The sequence below is a fragment of the Halolamina sp. genome (assembly GCF_036626355.1).
GTDB lineage: Archaea > Halobacteriota > Halobacteria > Halobacteriales > Haloferacaceae > Halolamina.
This window is the reverse complement of record NZ_JAZKRY010000059.1, coordinates 1-18306: the sequence shown is the minus strand read 5'-3', so window position 1 is coordinate 18306 and position 18306 is coordinate 1. Positions and strand designations below refer to the sequence as shown.

16 protein-coding genes and 1 pseudogene are annotated in these 18306 nt (G+C 67.1%); 12 read left to right on the top strand and 5 right to left on the bottom strand.

All coding sequences use genetic code 11. The annotated features are described in order from the left end of the window. The 5 genes and pseudogenes from V5A38_RS10270 to V5A38_RS10250 form a co-directional block, all read left to right on the top strand. A pseudogene (locus V5A38_RS10270) lies at positions 1-652 on the top strand (alpha-1 4-glucan-protein synthase); the annotation flags it as partial. Next, positions 645-1796 carry an extracellular solute-binding protein gene (locus V5A38_RS10265; RefSeq protein ID WP_332325671.1) on the top strand — a complete coding sequence of 384 codons (1152 nt, stop codon included), beginning with the start codon at positions 645-647 and terminating at the stop codon, positions 1794-1796. The pseudogene V5A38_RS10270 and the gene V5A38_RS10265, both read left to right, overlap by 8 nt. Then, on the top strand, positions 1796-3457 hold the full coding sequence (locus V5A38_RS10260) for an iron ABC transporter permease (RefSeq protein ID WP_332325670.1): 1662 nt from the start codon (positions 1796-1798) through the stop codon (positions 3455-3457). The genes V5A38_RS10265 and V5A38_RS10260 overlap by 1 nt, the downstream gene beginning before the upstream one ends. 2 nt (positions 3458-3459) lie before the next feature. Next, positions 3460-4743 carry an ABC transporter ATP-binding protein gene (locus V5A38_RS10255; protein ID WP_332325669.1) on the top strand — a complete coding sequence of 428 codons (1284 nt, stop codon included), beginning with the start codon at positions 3460-3462 and terminating at the stop codon, positions 4741-4743. Continuing rightward, the gene (locus V5A38_RS10250) at positions 4744-6930 is read left to right on the top strand and encodes a glycosyltransferase family 39 protein (RefSeq protein WP_332325668.1); all 2187 of its coding nucleotides are present in this window, start codon (positions 4744-4746) and stop codon (positions 6928-6930) included. Here the strand turns inward: V5A38_RS10250 and V5A38_RS10245 are convergent. After that, positions 6922-7623 (bottom strand): dolichyl-phosphate hexose transferase, encoded by a 702-nt coding sequence (locus V5A38_RS10245; protein ID WP_332325667.1) that lies wholly within the window; start codon positions 7621-7623, stop codon positions 6922-6924. The two genes, V5A38_RS10250 and V5A38_RS10245, sit on opposite strands and share 9 nt — an antisense overlap. Before the next feature lie 182 nt (positions 7624-7805). On the opposite strand from V5A38_RS10245, the gene V5A38_RS10240 reads away from it, so the two are divergent. From V5A38_RS10240 to V5A38_RS10230, 3 genes are all read left to right on the top strand, one after another. Beyond that, complete coding sequence (locus tag V5A38_RS10240) at positions 7806-8597, top strand: SDR family oxidoreductase (RefSeq protein ID WP_332325666.1); 792 nt, start codon at positions 7806-7808, stop codon at positions 8595-8597. A gap of 137 nt (positions 8598-8734) precedes the next feature. After that, the gene (locus tag V5A38_RS10235; protein WP_332325665.1) at positions 8735-10147 is read left to right on the top strand and encodes a sulfatase; all 1413 of its coding nucleotides are present in this window, start codon (positions 8735-8737) and stop codon (positions 10145-10147) included. Further along, positions 10148-10570 carry a GtrA family protein gene (locus V5A38_RS10230; protein ID WP_332325664.1) on the top strand — a complete coding sequence of 141 codons (423 nt, stop codon included), beginning with the start codon at positions 10148-10150 and terminating at the stop codon, positions 10568-10570. Positions 10571-10689: 119 nt separating this feature from the next. Here V5A38_RS10230 and V5A38_RS10225 read toward each other — a convergent pair whose 3' ends face one another. After that, positions 10690-10827: a hypothetical protein gene (locus tag V5A38_RS10225; protein WP_332325663.1), complete on the bottom strand. Its 138-nt coding sequence runs from the start codon at positions 10825-10827 to the stop codon at positions 10690-10692. A gap of 502 nt (positions 10828-11329) precedes the next feature. On the opposite strand from V5A38_RS10225, the gene V5A38_RS10220 reads away from it, so the two are divergent. After that, on the top strand, positions 11330-12163 hold the full coding sequence (locus tag V5A38_RS10220; RefSeq protein WP_332325662.1) for an arylamine N-acetyltransferase: 834 nt from the start codon (positions 11330-11332) through the stop codon (positions 12161-12163). Between the two features lie 20 nt (positions 12164-12183). Here the strand turns inward: V5A38_RS10220 and V5A38_RS10215 are convergent, their stop codons facing one another. From V5A38_RS10215 to V5A38_RS10205, 3 genes are all read right to left on the bottom strand, one after another. Continuing rightward, positions 12184-12753, bottom strand: a complete 570-nt coding sequence (locus V5A38_RS10215; RefSeq protein ID WP_332325661.1) for an NAD(P)/FAD-dependent oxidoreductase — start codon at positions 12751-12753, stop codon at positions 12184-12186. A gap of 209 nt (positions 12754-12962) precedes the next feature. Next, positions 12963-14246 carry a phenylacetate--CoA ligase PaaK gene (paaK, locus tag V5A38_RS10210; RefSeq protein WP_332325660.1) on the bottom strand — a complete coding sequence of 428 codons (1284 nt, stop codon included), beginning with the start codon at positions 14244-14246 and terminating at the stop codon, positions 12963-12965. A gap of 74 nt (positions 14247-14320) precedes the next feature. Continuing rightward, positions 14321-15562 (bottom strand): hypothetical protein, encoded by a 1242-nt coding sequence (locus V5A38_RS10205; RefSeq protein WP_332325659.1) that lies wholly within the window; start codon positions 15560-15562, stop codon positions 14321-14323. Positions 15563-15651: 89 nt separating this feature from the next. On the opposite strand from V5A38_RS10205, the gene V5A38_RS10200 reads away from it, so the two are divergent. The 3 genes from V5A38_RS10200 to V5A38_RS10190 all read left to right on the top strand — a co-directional run bounded on the left by V5A38_RS10200 (position 15652) and on the right by V5A38_RS10190 (position 18153). After that, positions 15652-16923, top strand: a complete 1272-nt coding sequence (locus V5A38_RS10200) for a geranylgeranylglyceryl/heptaprenylglyceryl phosphate synthase (RefSeq protein ID WP_332325658.1) — start codon at positions 15652-15654, stop codon at positions 16921-16923. 48 nt (positions 16924-16971) lie between these two features. Beyond that, positions 16972-17148, top strand: coding sequence for a hypothetical protein (locus V5A38_RS10195; RefSeq protein WP_332325657.1), 177 nt, complete (start codon positions 16972-16974; stop codon positions 17146-17148). A gap of 75 nt (positions 17149-17223) precedes the next feature. Continuing rightward, the gene (locus V5A38_RS10190; protein WP_332325656.1) at positions 17224-18153 is read left to right on the top strand and encodes a sulfide-dependent adenosine diphosphate thiazole synthase; all 930 of its coding nucleotides are present in this window, start codon (positions 17224-17226) and stop codon (positions 18151-18153) included. Positions 18154-18306: the final 153 nt, after the last annotated feature.

Here is an 18306-nt window from a genome sequence, read left to right as displayed (position 1 = left end):
CTGGACGAACGTGCCGGACCTCGACGCGGTGCGAATCCTGATGGACGGCGACCTGGAGGGGCAGGCCCAGACCCGGACGAGCGCCGACGACTTCGGCGAGGATTTCGTCGCCGCCGAGGGGCAGTATCTCACCGTCTGCTCGATGAATCTCGCGTTCCGCCGGGAGGTCGTCCCGGCGTTCTACCAGCTCCCGATGGACGACAACCGCTGGGATGTCGGCCGCTTCGACGATATCTGGTCGGGGCTGTTCCTCAAGCGCGCCTGCGACCTGCTGGATAAACAGGTGTACAACGGCGGCCCGCTCTGTGAGCACAACAAAGCGCCCCGCTCGACGTTCGACGATCTGCAGAACGAAGTTGCGGGCCTCGAACTCAACGAACACGTCTGGGAGGTAATCGACAACGTGGAGCCTTCGGCTCCACGGGCCGCTCAGACGGCGGAGCCGTCCGAGGACGAGGCCGGCGCCGGCGCCGAATCGTTCCGCGAGGCGTACGCGGCGATGGCCGAGGCGCTCGCAACCGGCGAGTTCGAGGAGTGGACCAACGGCGCGTTCCTCAACTACTGCGGCGAGTACATGCGCGACTGGCTCGACTGCCTCTCGGCACTCGACGCAGCCGTCGCACAGCCCGCGGAGGTGCCCGCCGATGACTGAGCGCACCAACCGCCGGCGGTTTCTCGCGACCGTCGCGGGGACCGGTCTCGTCGGCATTGCGGGCTGCAGTGGCGGCGACGGCACACCGACCGGAACCGGCGGCACCGGAAACGGTACCCGCGGCGAGGCGGCGTTCGCGGAGTTCCGCGGCTCCGGCGCACTTGCGGAGGGCCGCGGTGAGGTCGGCGGCACGCGTATCGAGGACCTCCCGGCACTCTCGGGTGAACTGACCATCTACCTGGGCGGCGGTGAAGGTGGGCTCTACCGCGACCTCATCACCAAACTGGAGACCATCTACCCCGAGTTCACCGCGACGCCGCGGGAGTCCGGAACGTCCGAGGCGGCGAACACGCTCATCAGCGAGGGCGGGGCGACGCCCGCCGACGTGTTCTGGTCCGTCGACGCCGGCTCGCTCTCCGCTGTCGCGAAGGAGGACCTCACCGAGACGCTCCCGTCGGCGGTCACCGATCCCGTCCCCGACGAGTTCCACCCGAACAACGACTGGGTGGGGACCGCGGGGCGCGCCCGCGCAGTCCCGTACAACACCAACGCGCTCTCTGCCGACGACATTCCGGATACCGTGATGGCGTTCCCGGAGCAGGCGTTCGCCGGCGAGATGGGCTGGGCGCCCACCTACGGCGCGTTCCAGGCGTTCGTCACCGCGATGCGGCTGCAGGAGGGTCGAGCGCGCACGAAAACGTGGCTGGAGAATATGCTCGAAGCGGGCGTCTCGGAGTACAATAACGAGTTCCTCGTCTCCAACGCCACTGCCGACGGCGAACTCCAGGCCGGTTTCGCGAACCACTACTACGCGCTGCGCGTGCAGGCTTCCCGCCCCGAGTCTCCGGTCGAACTCGCGTTCACCAGCGGGGACGCGGGCGCACTCATCAACGTCGCGGGTGCGGCGGTGCTCTCGGCCAGCCAGCGGACCGACCTGGCGAACAGTTTCCTCCGCCACCTGCTCTCGGCGGAGGCCCAGGAGTTCTTCGCCACTCGGACGTACGCGTACCCGATGATTCCGGAGATCCCGCCGGTCGGCGGGCTCCCGACCATCGACGAGCTGAACCCGCCGGATATCGACCTCTCGAAGCTCTCGAACATCGGGCCGACGGTCGAACTGATGCGTGAGGTGGGCGTCCTCTGATGGCGACGCGGGAGAGCTCCGGGGGCGGAAGCGCGCTCCGGACGCGGCTTCGGGGGCTCGCGGGACTGGACGAGGAGGGCGTTTCGCTCTCGCTCGTCCTGCTTTCGGCCGCCGTCGCAGCCGCGGTGCTCTCCCCACTGCTCTGGCTGGTTGCGCGGGCCACACAGGTACCGGTCACCGACGCCGTCTCGCTGCTCACGTCCCAGACGGCGACGGGCGTCCTGCTCAACAGCCTCGTCCTCGTCGCCGCCGTCACGGGCGCCTCGATCCTGCTTGGCGTTCCGCTCGCCGTTCTCACGGTCCAGACCGACCTCCCATTCCGGCGGTTCTGGACCGTCGCGATCGCGGTCCCGCTTGTCGTGCCGAGCTACATCGGCGCGTTCGCCTACGTCTCGGCGTTCGGGCCGAGTGGCGCGCTCGCGAATGTCCTCGCGCCACTGGGTGTGGGCGTGCCGACCGTGTACGGGCTGGGCGGAACAGCGCTCGTGCTGACGCTGTTCGTCTACCCGTACGTGTTCCTCACGACCCGTGCCTCGCTGCTCTCGTTCGACGAGACGCAGTTGGAGGCCGCCCGCACGCTGAACCACAGCTACCCCAGAGCGTTCCGCCGGGTCATCCTCCCACAGGTGGCGCCGGCGGTCACGGCGGGCGCGCTGCTGGTCGCGCTCTACACGCTCTCGGATTTCGGGACGCCCGCGATCATGCGCTACGACGTGTTCACCCGAGTCATCTACGTCGAACTCAACAGCTTCGGCGTCGGCCGGGCGAACGCGACGCTGCTCTCGCTCCAACTGCTGACCGTGACGGCTGTGGTACTCGCCCTGGAGTCCCGCGTCGGCGGCGAGGATGCGTCTGGCTACGGGACCCCCGCCTCCTCGACGCCGATGGTCTCGCTGGGTCGGCTGCGTTGGGTAGCGACCCTGCTGCCCGCGTTGGTCTCGGTGTTCACGCTCGTCCTCCCGGTCGGGATTCTGACGATGTGGCTGCTCCGGTCCGGCCCGGGCTACGCCGGCGGGGGGCTGGCGTTCCAGCCCGCCTTCGCGATGAACTCCGTCTACGTGGCCGCGCTCGCCGCCTTCGTGACGCTACTGTTCGCGCTCCCCGTCGCATACTACGCCGGCCGCTCGGGCTCGCTGGTCGCCCGAATCTCCGAGCGGGCGACGTATCTGGGCTACGCGATGCCCGGCGTCGTGCTCGGCCTCTCACTGGTCTTTTTCAGCAGCAACTGGCTGCAGCAGTACGTCAGCGTGGAGGCCGCACAGCTGGTCTACCAGTCGCTTCCGCTCCTGGTGTTCGCCTACGTCGTCCGGTTCCTCCCGCAGGCGGTGGGGTCGGCCCGCTCCTCGGTGCTCGGGATCGACCGCGAACTCATCGGCGCTGCACGCGTCCTCGGCGAGCCGCCGCGACGGGCGTTCCAGCGCGTGACCCTCCCGCTCATCGCGCCAGGACTACTCGCTGGCGCCGCTCTCGTCTTTCTCACGACGATGAAAGAGCTGGATACAACGCTCATCCTTCACCCGACAGGGTTTACAACGCTGGTGACCTACATCTGGCGAGTACAAGAAGCGGGCTACTACGGCCGGGCGGCGCTACCGGCGCTGGTGCTGGTGGTGCTGTCGGGACTGTCGATGGTCCCGCTTTTGCGACAGGAACGGAGCTAACAATGCCCGACGCCGAATCCGCACCTGACGAGCCGGCCGCCGACAGCGAGCGAGTGACCGACGGGTCCGCGTCGACGGACGGAGAGCGGACCGGCGCATTGACTGACGGGATGGGGGGACCGGAGGCGGCTCCAGCCACCGAAGGGGGCTCCGACGCGGGAACGAATGGGACCGCCAGAACGGAGTCGACGACCGCGACGAGCGTGCAATCCGAGGAAGAAACCCAGCCGACAGTGCTGGAACTCGAGGACGTGGTCAAGCAGTTCGGCTCCGAGACCGCTGTCGAGGGTGTCGATCTCTCGGTCCGGGAGGGGGAGCTGCTGACGCTTCTCGGTCCCTCGGGCTGCGGGAAGACGACGACGCTCCGGGCCATCGCCGGTCTCGAAGAACCGACTGCGGGAACCGTCTCCGTTGCTGGCGTCGTCGTTGCCGGCGACGGGCCGACAGTTCCCCCGGAGCAGCGTGACGTGGGGATGGTGTTCCAGGAGTTCGCGCTGTTCCCGCATCTCACTGTCGCGGAGAACATCGCGTTCGGCCTGGAGAACCCGGACAGCGACGCTGCCGACGAGCGGGTGGCCGAACTCCTCGACCTCGTGGGACTCGACGGCTACGGCGACCGCTCGCCAGGCGACCTCTCGGGCGGACAGCGCCAGCGTGTCGCACTCGCGCGCTCGCTCGCCCCCGAACCCGACGTCCTGCTGCTCGACGAGCCGTTCTCGAACCTGGACGTGCGCCTCCGCGTAGAGATGCGTGAGGAGGTAACCCGTATTCTCGACGAAGCGGGCGTCACAGCCGTCTCAGTGACCCACGACCAGGAGGAGGCGCTCTCCATCTCCGACCGCGTCGCCGTGATGCACGACGGCCACGTCGAACAGGTTGGGACGCCCGCACAGCTGTTCGAGCAGCCCAAATCACGCTTCGTCGCCTCGTTCCTCGGACAGGCATCCTTCCTCCCCGGGCGGGTCGGCGAGGAGACCGTCGAAACGGATATCGGCTCCTACAGCCGGGCGCTACTGAAAGGGATCTCCGACGAGTACGCTGGCGTCACCGTCGACGTGCTGGTCAGACCCGACGACCTGCGGCTCACCCCAGTTGGCGAAGCTGAGGCGGACGGCACCGTCATCCGGCGCCAGTACACCGGACCGTCGTTCGTCTACCACGTCGAACTGACCGACGGAACTGTCGTCCGCTGTCTCCACAACCACGCCGAGGTGTTCGAGACGGGTGAGCCGGTTCGGGTCCGACTCGTCGCTGACCACACGCTCGCCTGGTATCCGACGCCGTAGATGGGCTGGCACGACGGCTCCTCGATTTTCGAGCGCTTCGACTGGCTCGACCGTGTCCGCGCGGCGACGATTCTGCTCGCGCTCGGTGGGGCCGCTGTCTCGGTGCTCGCGACGACGGAGCTGTTTCCCTACCGCTCGCTCAATCACGACGAGGGTGTCTACCTCCAGCAGGCCGAACTGCTGCTCTCGGGGCGACTCTTCCTCGACCAGCCGGTCGAAGACGCGTTTCGGCCCTGGTTCTTCGTGGAGAGCGAGCGGGGGCTCTACGCGAAGTACGCACCCGTCCCGGCGGCGGTGTTCGCGCTTGGCCGCCTGCTCGGCGGCTTCCCGCTCGCACTCGCCGGAGTCTCCGGAGCAATCGTCGCGCTGACCGCGGGAGTGGGCCGGGAACTGTTCGACGCCCGCACCGGGCTGCTCGCGGGGCTGTTCGTCATCGCGTCGCCGCTGTTCCTGGTTCACTCGGGCGTCTATCTCCCCTACGCGCTGACGGCGGCGTTCGAGCTTACCTTCGCGCTCGCGTATCTGCGCGCCGAACGGACCGGGAGTCGGCGGGCCGCGGCGGCGGCAGGAGTGGCCATCGGCATCGCCTTCTTCGCCCGGCCGTACACTGCGTTGCTGTTCGGACTCCCGTTCGTCGTTCACGCCTGCATCACGCTCGCGCGCTCGGGAGCGTGGCGAACCCCGTTTCGGCTGGTCAACGGCGCCAACGACGCTATCACGGCCTCAGACCGGGCACTGTTGACGCGCCGGATTCTGACTGCATCGCTCGGTAGTGCCGGCGTCGCCGTCGCGCTGGGCTACAACGCCCTCGTCACGGGCGACCCGCTGGTGTTCCCGTACGAGGCGTTCGCGCCCGCCGACGGCATCGGCTTCGGCCACCGACAGATCCTCGGCCACGAGACGAACTACACACTCTCGCTGGCGCTCGAAGCCAACAGCCGGGTGCTCGCGCTGCTGTTCACTGAGTGGGTCGTTGCCGGGGCGCTCGGCACGGCCCTCGCCGCCGCTGGACTGCTCGTAACCGCAAGAGACCGGCTCGTTCGAGATGACGGAGAAGCCGGCGCCACCGAGAGGTCGACCCGCCCGGCGCTGGTCGCCGCGCTATTTCTCACTATCCCGGCGGGCAACGTTGCGTTCTGGGGGAACCACAACGTACTCGGCCGGCTCTCCGTGCCGGATGACGGGTTGGTCCAGTATCTCGGGCCGTACTACCACTACGACCTGCTCGTTCCGACGGCGCTGTTTGCCGCGGTGGCCGTCGTCGCCGGCACACAGTGGCTCAATCGTCACGCGACGACTCGGTTCGACGCACGGACAGCCCGCCAACTCTCGCTGGCTGCGCTGGTAATCAGCGCGACCCTCGTCGGCGCCGTGGCGGCGACGACCGCCGAGGGGCCGGTATCGCGCAATGGGGCGGTGAGCGAGGAACTCGCTGCGGGATACGCGCCGATGGGGGAGTTGAACCAGCGGAAAGCCACCGTTGCCGGCCCGCGTGGACCGGACGCCGGAGCGGTCGTCTTCCTCCCGACGCCGTACGGTCCGTGGCTGAACCACCCGTTCCAGCTACTGCGAAACGACGGTGAGTTCGCGGGCAGTATCTATGCGCTGGGAGACACTCGCGAACTCGCTGTCGCCGACACGTTCCCGGAGAAACCGCTCTACCGCTACGTCTTTCGTGGCTCGTGGAACCCGACCGACGGTGTCCCTGTCACGGCAGAACTGCGGCAGGTCCAGCGCGTATCGGGCGAGAGGCTGCGGCTGGGCGCGTCGCTCGGACTCCCCAGCGATGCCGAGAGCGTGACTCTCCGGGTTGGTGGGGAGACGGGGTCGGCCTACTACGTCGCGAACAGCACGCTCGACAGGCTCAGACTGACCCTGACCATCGCGGACGGCCGGGCGGAACTTACTGGTCCGAACATCTCGACCGGTGGAAGCGGTGACGGACGGGTCGCCGTCGCGGAACGTGATGAACTGGTCGTCGAGGTGTTCGTCTCCACGGGCCCCGGGGCTGGCTCCGGGTTCAGCTATCGGCTGAGCGTTCTCGTCGCCGAGGAGCGGGGCCAGCACCGTGCGCTCTCACCGACGGTCGAGCGCTGTCCGGTTCCGGACCGCTGTGTGCCGGTCGGACTGGGTGAATCGCCCGGCTGGGCGGTCGTGGAGACGAACCTACAGAACGAATCAGCGTAGAAGGGAGCGGTACCGTCGTCGCTCGTCCAGACAGACTTTCACGATGGATTTCGCGATCTCCGCCCCGCCAGTGAACGGGTCGAGTTTCGTCTCACCCAGCCGCTCGTCGTACGCGATTGGCTCCTCGCGCACGTCGTAGTCACGCATCACCGGGCGCAACAACAGTTCGGCCGAAAGCCCGGTGTTCTCGGTCCAGGTGATCTCCTCGACGAGGTCCGCGCGGTACGCGCGCATCCCCGTCGTCACGTCGTGGACGCGCTCACCCAGCAGCGCGCTCGCGAGCGCGGCGAAGGCGTGGTTACCGTAGCGGTTCATCGTCGGCATCGTGTCGGCGCCGTGGTAGAGCCGGTCGCCGCTGACGACGTCGTAGCCGTCGTTGAGCAGGTCGAGAAAGTCCGGGATGCGCTCCATCGGGTAGGTGCCGTCGCAGTCGGTCGTGATCCGGACGGCATTTGTCGCCGAGAGCAGCGCCTCACGGACCGCGATGCCGTAGCCCTGGGGCTCCTGCTCGATGACGGTCGCGCCGTGGCCTCGGGCGATATCCGCGGTGCCGTCGGTGGAGCTGTCGACGACGACTACGTCGGCCTTGCCGTCGGTTGCGGCCTCGATATCGTCGAGCACCGGGCCGATGGCCTCGGCCTCGTTGTAGCTCCCCATTACGACGCTCACGTCCGACAGCCCATACTCACTCATCGTCGTCCTCTCGGCGGGCCGAGTTTTTAGGCTTGCCGAAAACGATTGTGTCCGGGTGGGTGGGACCGGAAGCGACCGGCTTCGCCGCGGGCAGCGCCGCCGACCCGACCGGCGCGGACGGGAACCCCACAGACGTTTCCGGAGCAGGCCGGATTTATAATCTTTCACCCGGAACCCCGGGTATGGAGTTAGAACTCGAAGGCACGAGTGCGCTCGTCACAGCTTCAAGCAGCGGTCTCGGCAAAGCGTCCGCGAAGGCGCTGGCCCGCGAGGGCGCGAACGTCGTCGTCAACGGCCGCGACGAGGAGCGACTCGCTGAAACGGTGGACGAACTGGAACCCGTCGGCGACGGCCACGTCGTCGGCGTCCAGGGCGACCTGACCGAGAAAGCGGATATCGAGACCCTCGTCACCCGAACGGTCGAGGAGTTCGGCGGCCTCGACACGCTGGTCACGAGCGCGGGCGGCCCGCCCAGCGGGGCGTTCATGGACACCGACGACGAGGACTGGTACGACGCGTTCGACCTGCTGGTGATGAGTGCGGTCAGAACGGTGCGGGAGGCCGCCCCGCATCTGAAAGAGGCAGATAACGGGACGATGACGTTCATCACCTCCCGCTCGGTGAAGGAGGCGATCGACTCCCTGGTGCTCTCGAACTCCGTCCGGATGGCCGTCATCGGCCTGGAGAAGACGCTCTCGAAAGAGCTCGCGCCCGAAGTGCGTTCGAACTCGGTGCTGCCAGGCCCCCACGAGACGTCCCGTATCGAGGACCTCGTCGAGCAGGCTGTCGAGCGCGGCGAGTACGAGGATTACGAGGAAGGCGTCGCCGACTGGGGCGGCGGTATCCCGCTTGGTCGAATCGGCGACCCGCAGGAGTTAGGCGACACCGTCGCGTTCCTCTCGTCTCCGAAATCCTCCTACATCAACGGCGTCTCCATCCCCATCGAGGGCGGCGCCGGGGCGAGCAACCTCTAAGACCCGCTTCACCCCGGCGCGTTCGTCTGCCCCAGTCCTCGGCCGACTTTGATACTGATTTAAGCTCGGGGCCTTACTACCAAGCTACCGGCGGGCTCTCCGCCGACCCGACCAACGGCCACCACTCCCCAATCGAAATGGAGAACGTCGTACTCGTCACAGTGGACTCGCTCCGAACAGACGCCCTCGGTAGTTACGACGATAGTCGTCACACGCCCGTCCTCGACTCGCTTGCTGAGCGCGGGACCACTTTCGAGCGGGCCTTTGCCACGGGGAACTGGACGCCGTTCTCGTTCCCGTCCATTCTGGCATCGCGCCCAGTGTTCGCCGATACCGGCGGAATCGGCGTCGATGGGGTGGAGACGCTCGCAGAGACCCTCTCCGAGGCCGGCGTCGCAACGGCCGGCTTCAACGCCGCCAACGGCTTCCTCACCTCCCACTGGGGGTACGACGACGGCTTCGACGAGTTCGAACCGTTCGTCACGAGTGTCGGCTCCAGTATCTACAGCCGGTATCTCGCGACCCACCCGACCGTCGAAGCCTGGCTCCAGTTGGCGAGTTCGCCCGTCCGTCGCGTGGGGTCGTGGCTCCGCGGAGAGACCGACGACCGGCCGTTTCTGGACACCTCACGGATGTTCGACGTGGAACACGCCGCGACATCGTTCATCGAGGAAACGGATGAGCCGTTCTTCCTCTGGGTCCACTACATGGACACCCACACGCCGTACGTTCCCGCGCCGCGGTATATCCGCGAGGTGTCTTCAGATTTCCTGGGTACCCATCGGATGCTGCTTGCACACTCCCGAACCGGACTGGGCTGGGAGGTCGGCGAGCGCACGCTCGCGGATCTCCGGATGCTCTATCAGGCGACGGTCCGGCAGGTCGACGCCAGCATCGGTCGGCTGCTGGAGACGCTCTCGGGAAACGGCGTTCGGGACGACACCGCTGTCGTCGTCGCGGGCGACCACGGTGAGGAGTTCCAGGACCACGGCCATCTCGCCCACTACCCGAAGCTCTACGACGAACTGGCGCACGTGCCGCTCATCGTCGACGCCCCCGACGCGCCGGCTCGCCGCATCGAGGGGCAGGTTGGCCTCGACGCGATACCGCCGACAGTCGCCGATCTGCTCGACGTGGCGCAGTCGCCGAAGTGGCAGGGACAATCGCTCGTCCCGACCATACTCGAGGGCGACGCTCCGGACGACCAGCCCGTCGTCTCGGTGACCGTCCGCGGCGAAGAGGTGACGACCCAGCCCATCCCACGCTCGCTCGACGAGGGGGATCTGCTTGTGAGCGTCCGGACCCAGCACTGGACCTACATAGCGAACGTCGACGAGGGAACGACCGAGCTCTACCACCGGCCGTCGGATCCGGCCCAGCAGACGGATCTGTCGGCAGACCCGACGCCGGAGGCGCGGCGGATGATGAAGAAGTCCGGCCCAATCGTTGCTGCCCATGCGAGCATGCTCCGCGATGGAAACGGGGACGAGACGGACCCCGACGTGGACGATGACCTCCAACAGCGACTGGAGGCGCTGGGCTATCGATAGATGCTCCGGACATTCCTCCGCAGTCTGCGGAGCGGCCCGGTCGCCGTGCAACTCCGCCGATTCGTCGCCGTCGGGACCGCCACAGCCGGGGTACAGATGCTGTTGCTCTGGCTATTCGTCGACGCGGCGGCGCTGAACTACCTCATCGGCGCGACCATCTCCATCGAGATCACCATCGTCCTCACGTACATCCTCAACAACGCGTGGACGTTCAAAGCGAAACAGAACACTGGAACCGTCTCGTATCTCGTCGGTCTGGTCAAGACCAACGTCATCCGCGGGACGGCGATACCGATTCAGCTCGGCGTCCTCTATGGCCTCGTCGAGTGGGTGACTGTCCCCTATCTGGCGGCCAATGCGGTCGGAATCGTCGTCAGCGGGCTATACCGGTTCGTGCTCGATGCCCGCTGGACGTGGGGGTAAACCGGTCCTCCGCTGCGCCCATCCTTCCGACTGCGCGTGCCGTGGCGGAGCCCGTCAGTACAGCGAACACGCCGGCGGGACCGCAGCGAGCCATTTTCGTTCCTCCGCTTGGGGCCCCGCTACCCGTCGAGGTTGGCGGCGTCGACGACCACCGGACAGGCCATGCGGGAAACACCACCCCAGTCGAGCGGGTGCGGGAGCTCGTTCGATGCTCCGGAGGCTGCAGTCACGGCCATCCCGAACCCGATGCGTTCCACAGGCCTGACAGAGCAGCAACGTGCGTGTCACCAGAGACTGGTCCGCGACCGCTATCTGTACCGCATCGGTGGCCACGAAGCCCGCCGACGCATCAGGTCTCAGCAGGTGAGATCGTCGTCGACGGGATCGACGAACTGCCGTTCGAACGCGAGTCGTGTCACACCCTCGCCTCACTCGCAGGGCACGAGGACGAACGCTGGGCGGATAACGGCGACGACGCTGACTGATACTGCCGGACAGAATGATACAACCATCGCTCGCCGTGAATCGGCCGTCAGCTCGTGTGAGAGCCAGAGACTGGTGAGCGAGTCTGTACTGACTTCTGTCCGGCAGTATGAGCCGCGGCGGAACGTTCAACAGCCGAGCGCCCGTCCGCTCGGATATGAGCGACTGGCCGATGGATATCGGCGACCACACGATCACCAACCAGTGGGCGTGTCGGGACTGCGGCGCCTCGTTCGACTGCCTCTCGCAGTTCCGGCAGACTGCCTGCGAGTAGGGATGGAGACCACGGCGTATCTCGAGCGGATCGGGTTCGACGAGCGAAGGCCGTCTGCCAATCGGACGCAGTCAAATCATGTCGACACGGAGTTGGCGCCAACACTCGAAACGGCGGGCCGCCTCCAGCGGGCCCACGCCCAGGCGGTGCCGTTCGAGAACCTGGATATCGTTGGCGACCCGTTCGATGCGGACCCAACGCCCCCTGCGGGCGTTCAGCTCAACCTGCCGCACCTCTACCAGAAGATCGTCGAACGCGAACGGGGCGGCTTCTGCTTCGAGCTGAACGGACTGTTCACCTGGCTGCTCCGTGAACTCGGCTTCGACGCCGACCGCGTCGCGGCGCGGATGGTTGGCGACGACGGCACCGGCCGCCCGCCGGCGAACCACCACACCATCGCCGTCGAGTTCGACCGGCGCTATCTCCTCGACGTGGGAACGGGTGCGCCACAGCTTCGCCGACCGCTTCCAATTGACGGCGAGGTCGTCGTCGACGACGTCGGCGTCGCCTGGCGCGTCGTCGAGAGCGAGCGCCCCGACGAGGAGTTTCTCACCCAGTACCGGCTTCCCGAGGGCGAGTGGGAGGACCGCTATCTGTTCACCGACCGCCCGCGAGAGCTCTCGTACTTCGAGGCAACCTGTGAGTATCTGGCGAGCGCGCCCGAATCGCCGTTCACGGGAGCCCCCGTCGCGACCATTGCGACTGAGTACGGCTACCAGACGCTCAGAACCGACTCACTGATCCGCTGGACCGGTGGGGATGAGCGGGAAGAACCGGTCGAACCCGATGAGTGGCACGGGCTGTTCCAGGCGCTGTTCGGCCGCAGCTCCCGGTGAAAACGGGTTCGGCTGGTGACCTATTCGCCGCCGAACAGCGCCTCGTTGTCGCCTGGTGTGTCGAAGTCGTGGAAATGCTCGCCCTCCTCCTTCGAGAGGATGTTGAGCGCGGCCGCGGCGCCGTCGCCGGCGGAGATGACGGCCTGCCACTCCTGGGCCCGAACCATCCCACCAGTCGCGTAGGCGTCGTCGATGCTGGTCTCCATCGAGACGGTCACGTCGACGACGTCGCCGTCGAACGCGCAGCCGAGGTCATCGGCGAGGTCACGGTTCGCACCGGTCGCCAGCACCAGGTACGGCGCCTCGTGTTCGCCATCCTCGGTGGTGACGCGGAAGCCGTCGCCGGCCTGTTCGACGCCGGTGACTTCCGTCTCGTGACGCTCGACACCGTAGCCGTCGACCTGCTTGCGGAGCGTCTCCAGGTAGGCCGAGCCGTCTTGCGAGCCGATACCAGGGTAGTTGAACAGGTGCGCCTTGTGCATCCACGTCTCGTCGGCGTCGAAGACGGTCGTCGCGAGACCGTTTTTCTCGGTGAACAGTGCAGCGCTCAGACCGGCGGGGCCGCCGCCGACCACGAGTACATCGGACATAAACTCCTGTTAGTCGGCTATATAGTAAAAGTTGGCACCCCGGTACGGTCACGCCGCCATCGGAAGTTCGACGGCTGGTTCGATCGGTCCGTACCAGGGCTCCCCCCCGCCGAACGTGGCCCACAGTTTGTCGAGGCGACCGATGGAATCGGCGGGCTGACCGAGCCGTCTGGGGGTAAAACCGGCAGCCGGAACTCAGAGCCGCCAGCCTACCGGTGATCGTACACCCGTTTGACCTTCCCAACCTCTGTGCGCTCGATGCCGCCGGGGTCGACGACCTCTACGGAATCGGGCGAAACGGAAAGGGTTTCGTACAGTTTCGTTTCGATTCGCTCCGCGAGGTCGGCCACAGGGCCGTCATGGGACTCGTGGCGCTCGGCGGTGATTTCGAGCCGGTCGAGTTCGTCCTCGCGGCGCAGGTCGATCCGGTAGTGGGGCGCGACTTCCGCCATCTCGACCATCACCTCCTCGATCTGGGAGGGGTAGACGTTGGCCCCGCGGACGATGAGCAGGTCGTCAGTTCTGCCGGTGACGTTGTCCATCCGGACAGTGGTCCGTCCACAGTCACACTCCTCGTAGGTCAGCGAGGTCATGTCCCCGGTCCGGTAGCGCAGCACCGGGAGCGCCTGCTTCGTGAGCGTCGTCAGCACGAGTTCCCCCTCCTCACCCTCGGGGAGTGGCTCGCCCGATTCAGGGTCGACAACTTCGGGATAGAAGTGGTCCTCCCAGATGTGGAGCCCCTCCTGGGCGGCCGCACACTCGATAGAGACGCCGGGACCGATGATCTCCGAGAGCCCGTAGATGTCGATTGCGGTCACGTCGAGGGCGGCCTCGATCTCCTCGCGCATCGCGTCGGTGAACGGTTCGGCGCCGATGATGACGGTGGACAGGTCGAGCGACTCGGGGTCGACACCGCGGTCGGCCATTCGCTCGGCGAGGTAGAGGCTGTAGGAGGGTGTACAGGTAAGCACGTCGCTGTCGAGGTCCTCCAGCATGGAGATCTGACGGACCGTGTTCCCACCCCCCATCGGGATGACACAGGCGCCGATCTCCTCGACGCCCGCGTGGACGCCGAGCCCACCGGTGAACAGCCCGTAGCCGTAGGAGTTCTGGACCACGTCGGTAGCCGTGACGCCAGCAGCCACGAGCGAACGGGCCATCACCTCCCGCCAGATGTCGAGGTCCTCCTGCGTGTAAGAGACGATCTTCGGCGTTCCCGTCGTGCCGGAGGAGGCATGGATACGCGTGACGTCGTCCCACTCGACCGCGAACAGCCCGTCGGGGTACTCGTCGCGGAAATCCTCCTTCGTCGTCATCGGGAGGTCGGGGATATCGTCGATGTGCGCGATATCCTCGGGCACGATGCCGGCCTCGTCGAGGCGCTCACGATAGAGTGGGACCTTCTCGTAGGCGTCGGCGACGGTCTCACGCAGGCGCTCGCCCTGGGCCTCCCGGATGGTCTCCCGACTCGCGGTTTCGAGATGGTGACTCATGGCTCTATCCGTGTGGGCTGTTGGCAAATACGTTTGGTGTGAGTCACCGAAGCCCGTGCTGTGCGGGTCGGGCGTTACCGCGGCAGTTTCTCGGGTTCGCCGGAATGGCGGATATACTCGACGGCGATGCCAGTCACCGGCGCGTCGGATGACTGGGCGGCCTCGCGGGCGCAGTCGAGATACGTCTCCGTGATGGAGACGACGTGCTCGTAAGCCTCGGCGTCGCTTTCGGCGAGCAGATACTCGGCAGTGACAGGGGTGAGCTGTCCCTCCGCTATGTCGGCGTCGAAGTCGTCCACGTCGTCGAGCCAGAGCTGTGCGCCGATGATGGCGAGCACCACCGCCCGCTCGAACGGCTCCGAGAGCTCGATGCCGGCCGCACGGAACATCTCGACCATCCCATGGTAGATGACGCCCACCCGGTCGTACTGGGTCACAAGATACGGGAGGTCGAGTTCGGCGTCGCCAAACAGCGCCGGCGGCTCGTCGAACTCGGCGTGTTTGTACTCCGTCCGCAGTGCCTCGCGGGCGGCCTCGGCCTCGACCTCCTTGCGGGTTCCCTCAGCTGATACATCGCCAACCGTCGCGTCCGCGACGGCGTCTGCCTCGGCGGCGACGGCGGCGTCGATCATCAGCTCCCGGAAATGCGGGTCGCGGTCCTGGTGGGCCTCCGAGCGTTCGACGGCGGCGTCGTACGCGTCCCGAACCGAATGGGGAAACGCCGCAAAGCGCTCCTGGACGGCGGCCTGAAGCACTTCCTGGGCGATGCCGGCGACCCGGCCGCGGTCCGCCGCTGGCAGGTCGAAATCGACGTGAAAATCCTCGTACTCGGCGTCGTTGATCGCATCGCGCATGTCGCCGTCGAGCAGCGCGACGATGACGAGTTCGGCCACCTCTTCGGCCTGGCGCACCTCGTTGACCAGTTCCGCCGGGTCGGTGTCGGCGACGCGACGGCGAGCGGTAGAAAGCGGGTCCGTGCGGCGCGTGCCGTCGATGGGGTCGATACCCGGCGGCGCCGCTTCCGTCGCCCGGCGGTAGAGATGGCTCAGCGTGAGTTCGACCGGCAGCGTCAGCTTGGTGTCGTAGGAGAACTCGACGGAGTCGCGGCCGAACTCGTCGGCGATGGCGGCCTCGACGTTTTGGTAGGCGTCGTCGACGAGTTCCTCGACCTCGTTCTCGACGCGTCGCTGGAGACGGATGGCCGAGAGTTCGAGCGTCCCACCCTCGGCGTAGTGACTGAACACCGCACGGGCGGGCGTCGGGAGCGCCTCGACGCCGGCGAGGCGGTCGGCAGCCTCACGGAGCGGTCCGGACATGGCTCCCCGTCGGCCCACCATCGGTTTGAAGCTATCCATCCGGCGAGCCGAACCGCGCAGGTTTTCCGCCCACCGGATAAGGTCCAGCCATGCGACGCGATTTCGCGGCGCGGGCCGAGCGGCTGGCTGACCTCGTGGGCGTGCTCGCTCGGAGCGCCCTCGACAGCAACCCCGTGCCCGCCGACTGGCAGCACGTGACCAAGATCGATCCGGAGGGTGCGAAGAAGCTCCCGCTGCTGTACCCTCTCTGGCTCTCGGAGACGGACGCGCTCTCCGTCGGGGGCTCCGCCGACGTCACCCCTGGCAACACGGAGGCGGCGTTCGACCTGCTCACCGGGCTGGAGACGCCCCTCTGTCACGAGCCGAGCGGCGCCGACCACGTCACCGAGCGGAGTCAGGAGGTGGCGGATCTGTTGCTCGTTCCGGAGGTACTCAACGGCGGCAGCGAGGCGCTCGTCGGCACGCTCGGCGTGGCCATCGAGAGCGTCCGGGAGCAGCTCGCGCCCGCACTCGTCCGGGATAAAGCGTCGTGGCTCCCCGCCGGCATCGCCGACTATCTCGCGGACATCAGTACCACGTTGCTGCTCTCACAGGCGGCGTTCGAGGCCTATATCGTCCAGAACCCCGACAGTGCGGCCGCACGAGAGGCCGGCGTCACCGAGGCTGACGTGCTCTCGCCCCGTGGGGCAAAACAGCGAGCGATGGCCGCCGACCGGCATCTCGACTCCGAGATTCTCTATCTGGAGTACTCTGGCACCTTCGGTGGGGACGGGGCCGTCGAGACGCTCGAACTGCTGGATGACGCGCTGATCCGCTCACGCATCTGGTACGGTGGCGGGCTCGCCGACACCGAGGACGTGGCCCAGGTGCGGGACGCCGGCGCGGACACCGTGGTTGTGGGCGACGCGTTCCACGACGTGGCCGAGGCCGAGGCGGAGCTCCTTCGCGCTGCCGAGATGGAGCTCCCCCGGCACGCAGACGGGGAGGCGATTCGGGAGTGGACCGCCGCCCGCATCGACGCCGAGAGCCCCGGTGCCGGATTCCTTTCGACGATTCCCGCCGTCGACGACCCGGTGCTGCTCGCTCGTGAGTATACGGGCGCAACTGTTCGCGCGTGGCTGGAACTCCGGGACCGGCACGAGCGCGCTCAGGCGAGCGATGAGAGCGAACTCGGAGTCATCGAGGTCCACCCCACCGTACTCCGGGCCGCCATCGCGCCGGTCGTCGACAGGGACGCAGACGAACTCGCCGCGACTATCACCCGGGCAGCGCTCGCCGGCCGGTCCGAGAGCGACAGCGAGGACGCCGTCGAGAACACGGCGGAGCAGCTGAACACCTCGCTGCTCGCTGAGCGGGAGTGAGGCGCCGGGGAACGTCACACTAACGTACCCCCGGCTGCCACCGGGAGTATGGTCGAACTGGAGGAGGCCGGGTTCGTTCTCGGGACGGGGGTACTGGCGTGGATCGCCGCCGTCACCGTCACTGACGGCTGGGGCGAGCCGGTGATACTGTTCTGGGCTGCCGTTATCACCCTGGGTGTCGCCGGCGCGTTCCTCGCCGCCGAAGAGATCGAACTGCCTGTCTGAGCGAGCGACTGGCGTTCCTGGCGCAGAACTCATCCCTCCGGAACGCTTAATTACTAAGTAGTACAATCAAGTGGTATGTCGTTCGATGGCTTCAGCGACGCGAGCGAAGGCGCAGTAACCCGAGCAATCACCGACTCCTGGGTCGAGGAGTTCCGGGATGCGACGGACAGCGAGGTTATCATCGTCGGTGGCGGCCCCTCGGGGCTGATGGCCGCGAAAGAACTCGCCCAGCGTGACGTCGACGTCACCGTCGTCGAGAAGAACAACTACCTCGGCGGCGGCTTCTGGCTGGGCGGGTTCCTGATGAACAAGCTCACGGTCCGAGCCCCCGCTCAGCAGACCCTCGACGACCTCGGTGTCCCGTACGAGGAGGACGAGGAGACCGAGGATCTCTACGTTGCCCAGGGGCCCCACGCCTGCTCGGCGCTCATCAAGGCGGCCTGTGACGCCGGTGCCCGTATCCAGAACATGACGGAGTTCACCGACGTAGTGGTTCGTGAGAACCACCGCGTCGCCGGCATCGTGATGAACTGGACGCCGGTCCACGCGCTCCCCCGAGAGCTCACCTGCGTCGACCCGATCGCCGTCGAGTCCGACCTGGTCATCGACGCGACGGGTCACGAGGCCGTCGTCGTCTCGAAACTCCAGGAGCGCAACGTCCTCGAGGCGCCGGGCATCGAACACGCCAGCGAGCACAACACCGGAATGGACCAGTCCGGAGCGGGCGAGTACGGCGCCCCGGGCCACGACTCGCCGGGCCACGACTCCATGTGGGTCGGGCGCAGCGAGGACGCGGTGGTCGAGAACACCGGGACGGTCCACGACGGGCTCATCACCGCCGGGCTGTCGACGGCGACGGTCCACGGTCTGACCCGAATGGGGCCGACGTTCGGCGCGATGCTGCTCTCGGGTAAGAAGGCCGCCCAGGCCGCACTCGACGAGCTGGAACGCGACGCCGTACCCGTCCCGATGCCGGGGTCCCGGTCCGCGCCGGCTGACGACTGATAGTGATTACTGCGAGTCCGTCCCGCCGTGACCATCCGTGTCGGTGATGGGAGCCCCTGAACCGGCGGCGTTCGACACCGTCGATGCACCGATTCGCAGTAATCACTATGAGGGCGCTCTGTCGCAGCTCGATTGTTCGAAAACTGGCCCACC